The organism is Halomonas sp. hl-4 (genome assembly GCF_900215475.1).
Classification (GTDB): Bacteria; Pseudomonadota; Gammaproteobacteria; order Pseudomonadales; family Halomonadaceae; genus Vreelandella.
On record NZ_LT907845.1, the window covers coordinates 4,062,690 to 4,078,416 of the forward strand.

The following is a 15,727-nucleotide window of genomic DNA, read 5'->3' on the forward strand; positions in this document are numbered from 1 at the left end:
CCAAGCACTCACGTTCAATCGCACCCTGCCTTCTGCCCCACAAGGGAGAAGGCACCCAAGCTAAAGGAGCCAACATGGCTGACAAGTTTGATGTGATCGTTATTGGTGCCGGCCCTGGTGGTTATGTAGCGGCCATCCGTGCGGCGCAACTCGGGCTGAAAACCGCCTGTGTGGAAAAGTGGATCGGCAAGGAAGGTAACGTCGTACACGGCGGTACCTGCCTGAACGTTGGCTGTATCCCGTCTAAAGCGTTGCTTGAAGCGTCGCATAAGTTCGTCGAAGCGAAAGACGATTTCGACGACCTGGGTATCCAAGCCGGTGACGTCACCATGGATGTTAAGAAGATGATGGCGCGCAAGGACAAGATCGTTAAGAACTTGACCGGCGGCATCTCGGGCTTGTTCAAGGCCAACGGCGTCACCGCCATTGACGGCACTGGTAAAGTCATTTCCGGCAAGCAAGTGGAAGTGACCGATAAAGACGGCAAAGCGACTACCTACGACGCCGATAACATCGTCGTGGCGGCGGGCTCGGTGCCGGTGGAAATTCCACCGACCCCGCTGACCGAAGGTCTGATTGTCGACTCCACCGGTGCGCTTGAGTTCACTGAAACGCCGAAGCGCTTGGGTGTGATTGGAGCGGGCGTGATCGGCTTGGAGCTGGGCAGCGTGTGGAACCGCTTGGGTTCCGAGGTGACGGTTCTCGAAGCCATGGACTCCTTCCTGCCCATGGTCGACGGTGCCATCGGTAAGGAAACCCAGAAGCTGCTCAAGAAGCAGGGCCTGGATATCAAACTCGGTGCTCGCGTGACTGGGTCGGAAACCAACGGCGACGAAGTCACCGTCAAGTACACCGACGCCGAAGGCGAGCAGGAAATAACCTTCGACAAGCTGATTGTCTGCGTGGGTCGTCGTCCTTACACCAAAGGCGTGATTGCCGATGGGGTCAGCGTTGAGCTGGACGAGCGTGGCTTCATCTTCGTTGACGACCAGTGCCGCACCAATGTCCCGGGCGTTTACGCCATCGGTGACTGCGTACGTGGCCCGATGCTGGCGCACAAGGCTTCCGAAGAAGGCATCATGGTGGCGGATATTATCGCCGGCCATAAGGCCGAGATGAACTACGACGCCATTCCCAACGTCATCTACACCTTCCCGGAAGTCGCTTGGGTGGGGATTACCGAGGAAGAAGCCAAGGCGAAAGGTATCGAGGTGAAAACCGGTAGTTTCCCCTTCGCGGCCAGCGGCCGTGCGATGGCCAACAATGCCACCGAAGGCAACGCCAAGATCATCGCGGATGCGGAAACCGATCGCATTCTGGGCATGCACATTGTGGGTCAGCACGCCGGTGAGATGATTGCCCAGGGCGTGATTGCGATGGAATTCGGCTCCAGCGCTGAAGACCTCGCGCTGACTTGCTATGCCCACCCGACGATGTCGGAAGCGGTACATGAAGCGGCGCTCGCGGTAGAAGGCCATGCTATTCATATGGCTAACCGCAAGAAACGCAAGTAATCCAGTAAGCAACAACGAAGCGCCACCGACAGGTGGCGCAACACTTTCGGCCTTGGCGTTACGTTCAAGACACGAAAGCACGGGGATGATCAGTACCTCAATGGACTGGTCATCATTCGAGTCACATGCAACCAATGGCATGAATCGATGAACCTTCACGAGTATCAAGGCAAACAGCTGTTTGCTGACTATGGTCTGCCAGTGTCCAAAAGCTTTGCTGTGGACACTCCCGAAGAAGCTGAAGAAGCATGTAAAAAGATCGGCGGCAACATGTGGGTGGTTAAAGCCCAGGTGCACGCAGGCGGTCGTGGTAAGGCGGGCGGCGTTAAGCTGATTAAAGATCCTGCTGATGCCAAAGCCTTTGCCGCGCAGTGGCTGGGTAAAAACCTGGTGACGTTCCAGACTGACGAACATGGCCAGCCGGTCGCCAAGATTCTGGTTGAGACCTGCACCGATATCGCCGATGAGCTTTATCTGGGTGCTGTCGTCGACCGTACGACCCGCCGTGTGGTCTTTATGGCCTCTACCGAAGGCGGCGTCGAGATCGAGAAGGTTGCCGAAGAAACGCCCGAAAAAATTCTCAAAGCTGAGATCGATCCGCTGGTCGGTGCGCAGCCTTACCAGGCGCGTGAGCTGGCATTTGCGTTGGGTCTTTCCGGTGACCAGATCAAACAGTTCACCAAGATTTTCTTAGGTCTGTCAAAGCTGTTCCACGATAAAGATCTAGCTCTGCTGGAAATTAACCCGCTGGTGGTTACTGACGAAGGCAACCTACACTGCCTCGACGCCAAACTGGGCCTCGACAGCAACGCGCTGTACCGTCACCCGGACCTTCAGGCGATGCGTGACCCGTCTCAGGAAGACGAGCGCGAAGCTGAAGCCGCTGCATGGGAACTTAACTATGTCGCGCTGGATGGCAACATCGGTTGCATGGTAAACGGCGCTGGCCTGGCCATGGGCACCATGGATATCGTCAATCTGAATGGTGGCAAACCGGCCAACTTCCTTGACGTTGGCGGCGGCGCGACCAAAGAGCGCGTAGCAGAAGCCTTCAAACTGATTTTGTCTGACGACTCCGTCAAGGCCGTTCTGGTTAACATCTTCGGCGGCATCGTGCGTTGCGACATGATTGCTGAAGGCATTATCGGTGCCGTTGAGCAGGTCGGTGTCAACGTGCCGGTAGTGGTGCGTCTGGAAGGTAACAACGCCGAGCTAGGTACGGAAAAACTCGCGTCTAGCGGTCTGAATATCATCGCGGCTACCAGTCTGACCGACGCGGCTCAGCAGGTCGTTAAAGCGGCGGAGGGCAAGTAATGAGCATCCTGATCGACAAGAACACCAAGGTAATCTGCCAAGGGTTTACCGGTGGCCAGGGTACCTTCCACTCCGAGCAGGCGATTGCCTACGGCACGCAGATGGTCGGTGGTGTGACACCTGGTAAAGGCGGCCAGGAGCACCTGGGCCTGCCCGTTTTCAACACCGTGAAAGAAGCGGTCGAGAAAACCGGCGCGGAAGCCAGCGTAATCTACGTACCGGCCCCGTTCTGCAAAGACTCGATCCTTGAAGCGGCAAATTCTGGCATCAAGCTGATTGTGTGCATCACCGAAGGCATCGCCACGCTTGATATGCTCGAAGCGAAAGTAAAATGCGACGAGCTGGGCGTGCGCCTGATTGGCCCGAACTGCCCCGGTGTTATCACCCCGGGTGAATGCAAAATCGGCATTATGCCAGGCCATATTCACCAGCCGGGCCGTGTAGGCATCGTATCGCGCTCTGGTACCTTGACCTATGAAGCCGTTAAACAGACCACGGATCATGGTTTCGGTCAGTCTACCTGTGTTGGTATCGGCGGTGACCCGATTCCGGGCTCCAACTTCATCGACATTCTAGAAATGTTCGAGAAGGACCCGAAAACTGAAGCGATCGTCATGATCGGTGAAATCGGTGGTACTGCCGAAGAAGAAGCGGCGGCTTACATTAAAGCCAACGTTTCCAAGCCGGTGGTTTCCTACATTGCCGGTGTGACGGCACCTCCTGGCAAGCGTATGGGCCACGCCGGCGCGATCATCTCTGGCGGTAAAGGCACCGCTGACGAGAAGTTCTCTGCCCTGGAAGATGCCGGTGTCAAAACCGTGCGTTCGCTCGCCGAGATCGGCGACGCGTTGAAGGAAGTAACCGGCTGGTAAGCGGGTTACCTTGAAAGGCGCGCGATACAGCGTGCCCGATCGAAAAAGAGCACCTAAGGGTGCTCTTTTTTTGTGCCGATGTTTTGGCGCTCGGGTAATTTCGCTGGTTTGAGCAGACGGAACCCATAACTCAGAAAAAACGGCGCGCCGACAGCTAAATACAGGTGATAGCTGACCAGTCGCCAGATCAGCACGGCGGCGGCCGCCTGTTCAGCGGCCATCAACGGCAGCAGCAGCGAGCCCACGCCGACTTCCGCAGCCCCGGCACCGCCGGGCAAAAAGCTCAGCTGGCTGGCGGCCATGGCCAGCATTTGGGTTAAGAACGTCCATACCCAATCGACGTTGCCGCCGACGCCCAGCACGGCCAAGTAGAGCAGGCTGTAGCGCATCAGCCAGTGCGCGGTGGTTAATAAGAGCATCGCAAGCAGCGTGGACCGTGGCAGCGACAGGGTTACCTTCAGCGCCTGGCGAAACCCCAAAAAGCCACGGGCAAGCCGCCGCCGTCGGTAACGACTGAGCCAGGTGAGCCTGAAGCGCTGCGCGCGCAGCAGGCGGGGAAGGTGGTAGACCAGCAGGCAGATCAGAGTGGCGACGGTTACCAGCCCCGCCAGCGCCGACTGCACCAGTGCCTGATGTGGCCAGTGAACATCACCGATCAGCGACCACAGCACCAGCCCGCCGAGCATGCTGAGAAAGAACAGCATGTCGCAGCCCTGGTCAATCAAGAACACGGCACTGCCTTTGGAAGGCGGCAGGCCGCGCTGGGCCAACAGCACCAGCAGCGTGGCGGCACCGCCGCTACCGCCTGGCGTGGCGCACAGGGCGAACTTGGAGGCCAGCTCAATACCCAGGGCACCGCGCTGCCCGAGCGCGCCTGCCCGGCCGCCCAACATCAAACGCAGCCGCGCGGCGTTCAGGTTCCAGCATAGCGCGGCGAGGGTCAGCATCAGCAGCAGTATACCTAGCGGGAACTGCCTCACCCGCTGCCAGGCCTCGCTGCCGCCGACCCAGGCGGTGAGCAGCAAGGGCAAACCCAGCGCCAGGACGATCATCACGATAGGCAGCGACCGCCAGCGACGCCCGTTGCCGGGTTTAACGCGGTTGGGGGAGCGCATAAGGCAGGGCAGTATTGGTCAGACTTTCATAGTGCGCTAGCAGCGCGTGCATCACGCTATCCCAGTTGAAGTGACGTTCCACATGGCGGCGCGCATAACGGCCGCTGGCGGCGATGTCGTTGCTGAATAGCGCGTCGCAGGCCTCAGCCATCGCGATTGCGTCCAACGGGCGACATAAAATGCCCGCGCCAAGCGGCACGTTCTCGGCAAGCGCGCCGGCGCGTGCGGCGACCACAGGGATGCCGCAGGCCATGGCTTCCTGAGCGATCAAGCCAAAGGTTTCCCGCGTGCCAGCGTGTAGCAATGCATCGCTGCTGGCCAGCGCCTTGGCCACCTCATGAGCCCCGCAACAGCGGTCGACAACGGTGACGTTGGCAGGTACCTGATGCGGCATACCCGGGCCCATCAGCAAAAGGTGGTAGTCACTGCCCAACTTACGCATGGTGGTCAGCAGTACATCGATATTCTTTTCTCTGGAATAGCGGCCAACGAAAATCAGCAGCTTTTTATGCTGGGGAATGCCCATGCTGGCGCGAAAGTCAGCGTCGTACTGATTGGGATGGAAATGTTTGATGTCGACCCCAAGTGGCTGTACGCGGACATGCTCGACGCCCCAATCCTGTAGACGGTCCGCCATGGCCTGGCAGGGGGCGAGGACGCTGTCAAACTGGCGGTACAGAGACGCTACGTAGCGGATTAAGCGTCGTCGGACATGCTGCCCAAAGCGGTCGCCCATCAAGCGTGGTAGATCCGAGTGATAAAACCCGACCACAGGAATGCCCAGTCGTTGTCCGGCCTCAAGCGCTGCCCAGGCGGTTACATAGGGATCACCCGCCTCAATGATGTCTGGGCTAAGGCCCATCAGTGCATCGCGCCAAGGGCGGGTGCGCAGAGGAAAGCGATAGCCTTGCCCAAGGGGTAAGCGAAACGCCGGTAACGTGTATTGATCGCCCAGGCTGTCCCACTCAGCGCCCGGGACCAGCAGGCTGGTGCGCAGTTCAGGATAGCGGGCAAAGACGCGATGTTTGGCCTGAAGGTAGGTACGCACGCCGCCACTGGCGGGGGCGTGAAACATGGTGACATCGGCGATGTGCAAGGTAACCTCCGTGCCGCTTGGGTGACGTTAATCACCTTAACCAACAAATAAGTCAGTTCGACGACAGTGGCCTGTTCCGTGTTTATGGGCCGTATTGCGTAGCTAACGCTTGACTAATGCCGGGATAGGTCCAAGATACCATCTATATGGATGGTATATGGATTCCAATTGGATGTTAAATTGGTTGGGTAATCACTTCCAGGGCAGCGAGGCATACCCGATGAGCGTGCATGAACTGCGCCGCCGATCCGGCGACACAAGCGAGAAAATCACCATCAACCTGGGGGTTGTTGACCTGGGGAAAATCGATTTGCTAGTTCAAGAAGGCTTCTATTCCAACCGAACCGACTTGATTCGTACGGCTATTCGCAATCAGTTGGCGACCCATGCCGAGGACGTGAAAGAGACCGTTACCCGCAAGGCATTCGTGTTGGGGCTTGAGCATTACAGTCGCGGGGACCTTGAAGCCCGGCAGGCGGCGGGCGAGATGCTGCAGATTCAGGTGCTGGGGATGGCCAGCATCTCGGATGACGTTACCCCGGAGCTTGCCCGCGCCACTATTGAGTCGGTCGTGGTGCTTGGCGCCTTGCATGCCAGCGCGGCCGTCAAGGCCGCCCTGGCGGATCGAATCCACTAATGAGGGACATGACCATGATCAGCGACAGCATCACCCAACGGATGGAAGAAGCAACCCGGCTCACGCGTGCGGGCAAGCTCCACGACGCCATGGCCCTCCTGAAGGGTGCCATGCCTGAAACGCAGGGCAGGCAAACGCCGAAACAACCTTCCTGGAGAGGCAATACCTTCGAAGGCACCTGGGAGGTCGTCGATGATCCGGCTGCGCCGACTTTATCGCCCGGCAACGCGCGGCGAGCGCATACCAGCGCGTTCACCACCGGCAGTTTTAGTTGCCGAGCGGGCACGCGTGATTACAAGCTCTTTATTCCCAGCGGCTATCACGGGCAGGCGCTTCCATTGGTGGTGATGCTGCATGGCTGCACGCAGAACCCCGATGACTTTGCGGCCGGAACCGATATGAACCGGCTTGCCGAAGACCAGCAATTTTGTGTGCTCTATCCGGCCCAGCCAATGACTGCCAACAGTTCGAAGTGCTGGAACTGGTTCAAGGCCGAAGATCAGCAGCGTGAGGGCGGCGAGCCCGCCATCCTTGCAGGCATGGCCCGGCAAATTATCCACCAGTATGGGCTCGATGCCTCGCGCGTCTACGTCGCCGGGCTTTCCGCCGGTGCCGCCATGGCGACGACACTGGCGATGACCTATCCAGACCTGTTTGCAGCGGTGGGCGTGCACTCCGGCCTTCCCCACGGCGTGGCAAAAAGCCTACCCGATGCGTTGGGCGCTATGCAGGGCGGCACCGGACCTCTCAGCAGCGCTGCGCAAAGTGCCAAGTGGGCATCGCAGGTGCCGGCAATCATCTTCCATGGTGACCGCGACACCACCGTACACCCCAGCAATGCCGACCGCGTTGCCGCCCAGTACGCCTCGCACCCAGCGGGCGAAAAGGGCAGGCCTCGCGAAGTTGGCGGCCAACCCACCGTCGAGCAGGGCCGCGTGGCCAACGGGCATGCCTACACGCGTACAGTTCATCTCGATGCCAGCGGCAAACCAAGCATGGAGCAGTGGCAGGTACACGGGGCGGGCCACGCCTGGTCAGGAGGCAGTGCGAAGGGCAGCTACACCGACCCAAAAGGTCCCGATGCGACAGGCGAAATGCTACGTTTCTTCTTTCAGCACCAGCTGGCTTAGGTCGGCAAACAGAAGCACAGCAGCAGACATAACCACGGCGCCTTGAGGCGCCGTGGTTGTGGTGCATAAGCTGAAGCCACTTGTAAGTGACCTATAGAGGCAGAAAGTTAGTTTTGGATAGTGGTCGCTTTGTTGCTGCTACCACCCGATTGGTGGTGCGTGGTGATAGCCGCACCGCCGCTCTGGTGGATGGTTGATGTTTGGAGATTATCCAGTTGTGTCGCTTTGGCATAGTGGCCGTCGCCCTCTTGAATTATATCGGATATAGAGCCGCTACCATCGCGTTGGATAACGATTGCATCATTCGAGTTGCCGATTTGGAGAATGTCTGAATCGGACTCGGGCGCATTTTCTTGGGTTACATCAGCGCTGTTGTCATCTCCTACTTGGAAAATATCACTAAAAGAGGCTTTGGCATTGGTTTGGTTTACATTAGAAAAATTAAGATCGCCAGTTTGGTAAATGTGGCTCTCATTGAAGTCGAGGGTGTAGGGATGGCTTTGTTGGTTTACGGTAGCGTCATTATCAGACCCACTCTGTACAATAACAGAACCAGTAACGGCTGATTGGACTTGTGTAACAGTTGCTGTGTTGCTATTTCCTTGGTATTGATCAACCCAAGAGTATGTGTATTGGTTAGCATTGCCGGACTGGTTGATATCGGCTACATGGCTGTTACCTTCTTGCCTAACCCGTGAGTAGGTAATATGTGAGTCTTGGGTTACTTCTGAAAGGTTTTCATTACCCGTTTGATCGACCACCGAGTAAGCACCAAGAGTACCACCGCCATTGCCCGTTTGTTTTGTTGTGGCTTCATTATCAGACCCGTCTTGAGTTATGTGGGACTCCTTATCATCAAAGTCATGATCTGCCATTTCGGTTCTGATGTTTGGATCTTGTGCTTGCTGTGCAAATACTGTCCCTGCGCTAAAGGCAAAAGCGATTGCGGTAGCCAAGGTGGTGTATTTAAATTTCATAATCTTTCTCCTGATGGGAGTCGCCGTTTGAAAGCAAAGTCGGTTTTTAGTGATTTTTGGTTCAGTAGTGGTGTTTGTTTTTTATCCACCCTTGTTTTTTAAAGGGTGTATTGATGTTTGCTTTTGATTATTATTGTTTCCATATCAATTGTTTGATAATTTATTTTATTTTTTTAATCTTTACTTTTAAAATCTTGGTTGTGTGGTCTATTTAATTATTTTTTAAATGTCATTTGTTATCAATGAATGGGTTGATTTCGGGTTGTCTATTTCATTTCTGTCTAATTTTAAGAAAAGTAACGTCCGTACAAGCAATTGAAGTTATTTTGTTTTTATGTTGGTTGGCCGTTATAAAGATTGAGATTCAAGAGGGGCTGGATAAGTAAACAGATAGATTAGATTTTTGATTCAATGATAGAAATAGCTTATGAGTTATGCGTCATCATATAGCCGCTATACTCCTATCGTATGGGGGAACTTATTTTATGAGGGGGTTCATAAAAAAACGGCAGCCTATAGGCTGCCGTTCAAGTTTGTACTAAAAAGTGCTTAAGCGGCAGGGCGTGCCACCAGCGACCGGGTCTCTTCGCGAGCCTCGGTCAGCACCACGCGTAGCGGGTCGCCAAGCTTGTAGCGTTCTTCACCTTCGATCTGGATGCGGCCCTCTTTGTCGTCAATCACCACCTTGCTGCGGTCACTGTGCATCAAGGGGGCGGGTACAAAGGCCGTCGCGCCATTTTCCAGCAGTCGAACGCGCATACCGCCCCGGTTGATGGCCATGATTTCGGCCTCAAAGGTGTCCTGGTTTTGCGCGGCCGGGGTCAGGTAGCGCACGTAGAGCCAGTCTTTGACGTCACGCTCGGCCATGCGGTTGAGGCGGCGGCGTTCGGTCAGCTGCTCGGTGAGCTGCTGGCTGGCTTCGGCCGGGGCTTGTTCACCCTTCAGCACGCGCTTGATCAAGCGGTGGTTGACCATATCGCCATACTTACGAATCGGCGAGGTCCAAGTGGCGTAGGCCGCCAGACCCAGGCCAAAGTGCGGGCCAGGCTGGGCGGACATGCTGGTAAAACCCTGGAAGCGGCGCAGGCGCGCATCCAGCCAGGCATCGTCACGGCTTTCAAGCGCACGCTTGAGGTCTTTATAGTGAGCAAGCTCGGTTAATGCTTGCTGGTCCACCTCAATCTCCTGGCCGGCCAGAAACTCCTGGGCGGCTTCGGCCTTTTCGGGCTCAAAGGCGCGGTGCACATTGAAGATGCCGTGGCCGATGTGCTTGGCGAGGAAGTCAGCGCAGCAGGCATTCGCCGCAATCATCGACTCTTCGATCATGCGGTTGGCAATGCGGCGATCTTCAGTGCGAATCGCCAGTACGTTGCCGGCATCGTCCAGGTCGAAGACGTAATCCGGACGATCTTTAAATACCAGGGCATGCTCGTTACGCCAAGCCGTGCGCGCCTCGGTCAAATCGCGTAGCGCGGTCAGCTGCTCGGCGATGTTGTCCGCCGGTGCCCAGTCGCCTTGACCGTCAATCCAGTCGGACACGTGGTCGTAAGCGAGTTTGGCGTGGGATTTAACGTTGGCAGCAAAAAAGCGGTAATCGCCAAGGCTGCCGTCAGCATTAATATCCAGCGTACAAGCCAGCGCCGGGCGATCCTTGCCTTCCCACAGCGAGCAGAGGTCATCGGCCAACTGCTCGGGCAGCATGGTGACGTTCTGACCCGGCAGGTAAACCGTAAAGGCGCGGGTGCGCGCTTCCAGGTCAGCCGCGTGGCCTTCTTTGACGTAGGCGGTGGGGTCGGCGATGGCGACGCTCAACTGCCAGCCGCCTTCCTCGCGCTGGGTAACGCGCAGGGCGTCATCCATGTCGCGGGTTTTTTCGCCGTCGATCGTGAAGAAGGGGAGCGCCGTGAGGTCTTCACGGGTCAGGCCTTCATCCATCAGCGGCCAGTCGCTGCCCGCATCAGGGCATTCCTGCTCAAGCGCGTGACGCGCCAGAGTGACACGCCACGGCACGGCGGGATCGTCGGATTTGGCCACCAGCTCGTCAATCTGGCTGAAGAAGCCGCGGTCGTTCTCTTTCAGCGGGTGACGCACCAAGCGCGCGACGACCCAGTCGCCATCGGCAATGGTGGATTCGTCCAGGCTGTTCTTAATGCGCGCCTTGAGTACGTTGCGAATTGAGGGATGGTCGGGCACCACTGCCAGACGATCTTCGCGCTTTTGCACCCGAGCAACAAAGCGGTCGAGCCCCGCTTCAATCAACTTCTCAGGCTCGACGGACTTTTTATCACCGTTCTCGTGAATCACGCCTTCCACCCGGTCGCCGTGAAGCACTTGCTTCATGGCGGGGGGCGGTACGAAATAGGATTCACCGTCGTCGGTTTCGAGAAACCCAAAGCCTTTCTCGGTAGCTTTAATCACCCCTTCGGCACGCGGAGTGGTGTCACGAATCTGTTGCTTGAGGGAAGCAAGCACGGAATTGTTTTGCAGCATGAGGTCAATCAGTTGGCGAAGGTAGGTTGCCACTATACGGATTCACACTGGCTGCGCCAATTGTCGTTGTGGTTGGTTGCTTTCAAACACGACAAGACAACCACTTACATGCCTTTTGCTGAATCGGTTAAGCTACCGATACAACTTTCGGGAGCGCGCTATGACACCAAGGCTAATTGTTTCGGATCTTGATGGAACCCTACTAGGAAGCGACCACACTTTGCATGAAAGTACCGTTGAGGTGCTGCGAGCACTGGTGAAGCAAGGTCATCACGTCGCGCTCGCCTCTGGTCGCCATTACCACGATATGAAGGTGTTTCGTGATCAGTTGGATATTCCTGCCCATTTGATCAGTACCAACGGCGCCTATGTTCACGACCCGAAAGATACCTTGCTGACGGCTAATCATCTTGCGCCTGAACATGCCAAGACGCTGATTGATCTTCCACGTCCGCCTCAGGTGCGGCTTAACCTATATCGCGAAAGCGGCTGGCATATTGATGCAGAGGCCCCGCACTTATTATCGCTCCACGTTTCCACCGGCTTTGAATATGACGTAGTGCCCCCATCGCAGATGGACACTAATGGCGTGGGCAAAGTGCTCTATATAGGCGACCCGCAGTCGCTGAAAAAGCTGGAAGCTCAGGCCCAATCGTCCTACGGCGATGCGCTGCATATTACCTACTCAACGATTGACTCGTTGGAGATCATGGCGGGCGGGGTCAACAAAGGCGTGGCGTTGGCGTCACTACTTGAACGGTTGGAATTAACCCCAGCAGAGTGCTTGGCGTTTGGTGATAACCTTAACGATACTGAAATGCTCGACATAGCGGGGGAGGCCCAGATAATGGCTAACGCCCACCCAGCGCTATTTGATCGTATAAAGGGCGCCGAGCGTATCGGCCACCACGGTGAAGCTGCCGTTGCCGGTTGGCTTAAAAAGCGGTTTGGTCTTTAGGCGCAATAGATCACGATGCTAATGCAACCTTGGTCGTAGCGGTATTGCTACTAGTTAATCCCTAGACCATCATCAAGGCCCAATAACGACAACAACGTAGGGCTGAAACTGCTGCGATGACCACCACGCCCGCTACCTTGATTGTGATCGATGATGACCCGGAAATTTGTGAACTGCTCGCCGACTACCTTGGGCGGCACGGTTATCGGGTATTCACCGGGGATGGCGCCGACGCGCTAAATGCTCTGTGCGTGGAACATACCCCCGACTTATTAATTGTCGATTTGATGCTCCCCGGTGATGACGGCTTCACCATCTGTCGCGATGTCAGAAAGCACAGCGATGTGCCGATTATTATGCTCACCGCCAGTGCCGATGAGACGGACCGTATCCTCGGCCTCGAGTTGGGGGCTGATGACTATCTGGGCAAGCCGTTCAATCCCCGGGAATTGCTGGCACGCATCAAGGCGGTGCTGCGCCGTACCCGCAGTGCTCCAACTGCGCTGCCCGCCGGGCAGGCGCGTTGGGTCAGTTTTGGCAACTGGCAGCTTGACCGCATGACGCGCGAACTAATTGACCTGCAAGGCGGGCGAACCGCGCTTTCGGGGGCTGATTTTCAGCTGCTGCAGGTGTTTTTAGAGCACCCGGCCAAGGTGCTCACCCGCGACGATCTCTATGCGCTTACCCGCGGGCGGGATGCGCCGCCACTTGATCGCTCTATTGATGTTCACGTTTGCCGCCTGCGCCAACGGCTGGGTGAAGACGCCCAGCACTCGCAGCTGATTCGTACGGTGCGCGGGTCGGGTTACGTATTAACCGCTCAGGTAGACGCATTAACGTGAAACCCGTGAAGTGGGTAAAATTGCGTCGTGGGCTTGCCCGCTGGTTACCGGCTTCGCTGCGCGGGCGCTTCGTAATTATTATGATCGCCGGTGTGCTGGTTGCCCAGGGGGCCAGCTACGCGATCTGGACGTCCCAGGTGCGCTCTAGCCACTTGTCCCAGCTTGATGAGTTGTCCACCAATATGGCGTTTAGCATCGCCTCTACCATGAAGTTTTTTCGCTCACTGCCTGTCGACTACCGTCATATCGTGCTGGATCAGTTGCGTAATATGGGCGGCACGCGGTTTTTTGTCAGCGTCAACGAACGCAGGCTGACCATTGACGATATCGGCTCTGGGCCGGAAAAACAGGTGGTGGTGAATAATGTGCGCTCGGTGCTTACCCAGCAGCTCAATATTGACGATGTGATTGTCGAGTTTTCTCGCCCCGAAAACCTGCGGGTGCTCAATAACGAAGTACTGCTCTACGATCTGCCACCGCGCTGGGGGCAGCACAGCCTGCTGATGGAGCCGCTTTCCCCGCCGATTTTAGTCGTTCAGTTAGAGCTTGCCCCGGACACCTGGCTCTACGTTGCGACGCTGCTGGGTGTGCCGGATATTTTTAGCGGCTATCGCTGGCTCTCCGAGGAGCGTTTGCTGGTCGGGTTGCTGGTGCTGCTTAGCGTGCTGGGGCTCTCACTGTGGGGGATTACCAGTGTGACAAGGCCGTTGGCGCGGCTATCCCGAGCGGCGAATCAGTTGGGCGACGATCTGGATATGCCGCCGCTAAAAGAGAGCGGTCCCAAGGAAGTTGCCGCTACCTCTGTGGCGTTCAACCGTATGCAACGGCGCATCCGCGAGCAAATCGAAGAGCGTGAGCGGCTCTTCTCGGCGATTTCCCACGATTTAAAAACGCCCTTAACCCGTATGCGTCTGCGCGCCGAAATGCTTGATGATGCCCACCAGCGCGAGCGCTTTTGCGCCTCGCTGGATGAGCTGGATAGTCTGGTAAAGGGCGCCTTAGCCTCGGTGAAAGGCTTGGATCTGCATGAGGAGCCAGCCCCCGTCGCGCTGGAGCCTCTGCTTGAAGAACTGGCGGAAGAGCTTAGCCTCCAGGGTGGCCAAGTGAAGATTGAGAAGCCCAGCCAGCCCGCTGCACCGCTGATCGCCAAACCGTTGGCGCTCAAGCGCTGTCTGGCCAATCTGCTTGAGAACGCCGTTTTCTACGGCAAGCAGGCCGACGTGCAGCTAATCGACCAGGGCAACGTGATTACCTTACGTATCCGCGATCACGGCCCCGGCATTCACGAGGAGCAGCTAGGGCGCGTGTTTTCGCCCTTTGTCCGCCTGGAGCCGTCGCGCAGTCGGCATACCGGCGGCAGTGGTCTGGGGCTGGGCATCGCTCGGCATATTGCGCGTGCCCACGGCGGCGATATTCAGCTCGCCAACCATCCTGAAGGCGGGTTGGTTGTCTCCCTCAGCCTGCCGCGCCGAGAGCAGAGCAATACTTTGCAGCATTAGGAAACATGGCGCGGCTTCAGATATCGGTTAGGTTAAAGGTTCATCGCTGCCAAGGATTCGCACATGGATTTCTACGATATCGCCTCACTCCAGGCTCACATCAGCAAGACGATGGCGTTCTATCACCCACGGGCCATTGATCCGGAGGGGGGCTTCTTTCATTACCTGCGTGACGATGGCGAAATCTATAATCGCCGCCACCGCCATCTGGTTTCCAGCGCTCGCTACGTATTTACCTATGCCCGCTACGGCGAGCACTTCAAGCGTCCAGAATATCTAGATTGGGCGCGACATGGCCTGGCATTTATCGAACGCTTCCATTTTCAGCCCGACTACCAGGGCTACGCCTGGACGCTTGACGGAAAGAGCATCGAGGATGACACCAACCACTGCTATGGTTTGGCCTTTGTGCTACTGGCCTATGCGACGGCACTTAAGGCTGGCATTGAAGAGGCGCGCGAAGGCCTGTATCGCGTGCACGAACTTCAAACGAGCCGCTTCTGGGAAGCGCCTTGGCAGCGCTACGCTGACGAGGCGGATCGAGACTGGCAGGTGTCTGACTATCGTGGGCAGAATGCCAATATGCATAGCTGCGAAGCGCTGATTGCTGCTTACGATGCGACGGGGGACCGCGCATTTCTTGAGCGTGCGCTCCAGCTTGCTAGAGCCTTTTGCCTAGCGTCTGCGCAGCATGACGCAGCAATTGCCAATAAGCCCGAGCAGGGAGGCTGGATCTGGGAGCACTATGATCGACAGTGGCAACCAGACCTGGAGTATAACCGCGACAATCCTCGCCACCTATTCCGCCCCTGGGGCTATCAGGTGGGCCATCAGACCGAGTGGGCCAAACTGCTGATGCTGTTGGAGCATCGAGCGCCAGAGGCTTGGCTTCTGCCCACCGCCAGCCGACTGTTTCTTACCAGTGTAGAGGCCGGTTGGCATCCCGAGCACGGTGGGTTGGTGTATGGCCTGGATCTAGCCGGGAACATATTCGACGCGGATAAATATTTCTGGGTTCAGGCCGAGAGCCTGGCCTGCGCGGCTATGCTCGGCCAGCGTACAGGTGAACCGAGATTCTGGCAGTGGTATGAGCGGCTATGGGAATTTAGCTGGTCGCATATGATCGATCATCGTCACGGTGCCTGGTATCGCATCCTGACCCCGGATAATCGGTGTTATTCCGACGAGAAGAGCCCGGCGGGAAAAGTTGATTATCACACCATGGGGGCTTGCTACGACGTCATCAAGACCTTGCGGAATGTTTCAAGCCTGCAATAACCACG

Annotated in this window: 13 protein-coding genes; 9 read left to right on the forward strand and 4 right to left on the reverse strand. The window is 56.9% G+C overall.

Going from position 1 to position 15,727, the window contains the following annotated elements; genetic code table 11:
• The first annotated feature begins 74 nt into the window (after positions 1-74).
• From lpdA to sucD, 3 genes are all read left to right on the forward strand, one after another.
• Positions 75-1,514 (forward strand): dihydrolipoyl dehydrogenase, encoded by a 1,440-nt coding sequence (lpdA, locus tag CPH17_RS19000; protein ID WP_074395790.1) that lies wholly within the window; start codon positions 75-77, stop codon positions 1,512-1,514.
• A gap of 147 nt (positions 1,515-1,661) precedes the next feature.
• Entirely contained in the window at positions 1,662-2,828 is a 1,167-nt protein-coding gene (gene sucC, locus CPH17_RS19005) for an ADP-forming succinate--CoA ligase subunit beta (protein ID WP_074395791.1), read from the forward strand.
• A complete protein-coding gene (sucD, locus tag CPH17_RS19010) occupies positions 2,828-3,700 on the forward strand; it encodes a succinate--CoA ligase subunit alpha (RefSeq protein WP_074395792.1) in 873 nt (290 codons plus the stop codon). The genes sucC and sucD overlap by 1 nt, the downstream gene beginning before the upstream one ends.
• Before the next feature lie 53 nt (positions 3,701-3,753).
• Here sucD and CPH17_RS19015 read toward each other — a convergent pair whose 3' ends face one another.
• Both CPH17_RS19015 and CPH17_RS19020 read right to left on the reverse strand, forming a co-directional pair.
• Entirely contained in the window at positions 3,754-4,815 is a 1,062-nt protein-coding gene (locus CPH17_RS19015) for a lysylphosphatidylglycerol synthase transmembrane domain-containing protein (protein ID WP_074395793.1), read from the reverse strand.
• Positions 4,793-5,911 carry a glycosyltransferase gene (locus tag CPH17_RS19020; RefSeq protein ID WP_074395794.1) on the reverse strand — a complete coding sequence of 373 codons (1,119 nt, stop codon included), beginning with the start codon at positions 5,909-5,911 and terminating at the stop codon, positions 4,793-4,795. The genes CPH17_RS19015 and CPH17_RS19020 overlap by 23 nt, the downstream gene beginning before the upstream one ends.
• Before the next feature lie 157 nt (positions 5,912-6,068).
• Here CPH17_RS19020 and CPH17_RS19025 point away from each other — a divergent pair, with 157 nt between their 5' ends.
• Positions 6,069-6,548, forward strand: coding sequence for a CopG family transcriptional regulator (locus tag CPH17_RS19025; RefSeq protein ID WP_231896518.1), 480 nt, complete (start codon positions 6,069-6,071; stop codon positions 6,546-6,548).
• Between the two features lie 14 nt (positions 6,549-6,562).
• A complete protein-coding gene (locus CPH17_RS19030; protein WP_074398447.1) occupies positions 6,563-7,678 on the forward strand; it encodes an extracellular catalytic domain type 1 short-chain-length polyhydroxyalkanoate depolymerase in 1,116 nt (371 codons plus the stop codon).
• Positions 7,679-7,785: 107 nt separating this feature from the next.
• Here CPH17_RS19030 and CPH17_RS19035 read toward each other — a convergent pair whose 3' ends face one another.
• A complete protein-coding gene (locus CPH17_RS19035) occupies positions 7,786-8,655 on the reverse strand; it encodes a hypothetical protein (protein ID WP_074395795.1) in 870 nt (289 codons plus the stop codon).
• Between the two features lie 549 nt (positions 8,656-9,204).
• Positions 9,205-11,145, reverse strand: a complete 1,941-nt coding sequence (locus CPH17_RS19040) for an exoribonuclease II (RefSeq protein ID WP_074398448.1) — start codon at positions 11,143-11,145, stop codon at positions 9,205-9,207.
• A gap of 160 nt (positions 11,146-11,305) precedes the next feature.
• Here CPH17_RS19040 and CPH17_RS19045 point away from each other — a divergent pair, with 160 nt between their 5' ends.
• From CPH17_RS19045 to CPH17_RS19060, 4 genes are all read left to right on the forward strand, one after another.
• The gene (locus CPH17_RS19045) at positions 11,306-12,103 is read left to right on the forward strand and encodes a Cof-type HAD-IIB family hydrolase (protein ID WP_074395796.1); all 798 of its coding nucleotides are present in this window, start codon (positions 11,306-11,308) and stop codon (positions 12,101-12,103) included.
• 116 nt (positions 12,104-12,219) lie between these two features.
• The gene (locus CPH17_RS19050; RefSeq protein WP_074395797.1) at positions 12,220-12,945 is read left to right on the forward strand and encodes a response regulator; all 726 of its coding nucleotides are present in this window, start codon (positions 12,220-12,222) and stop codon (positions 12,943-12,945) included.
• An 80-nt stretch (positions 12,946-13,025) separates the two neighbouring features.
• A complete protein-coding gene (locus tag CPH17_RS19055) occupies positions 13,026-14,444 on the forward strand; it encodes an ATP-binding protein (protein WP_441316777.1) in 1,419 nt (472 codons plus the stop codon).
• A 63-nt stretch (positions 14,445-14,507) separates the two neighbouring features.
• Positions 14,508-15,722, forward strand: a complete 1,215-nt coding sequence (locus CPH17_RS19060; RefSeq protein WP_074395799.1) for an AGE family epimerase/isomerase — start codon at positions 14,508-14,510, stop codon at positions 15,720-15,722.
• Positions 15,723-15,727: the final 5 nt, after the last annotated feature.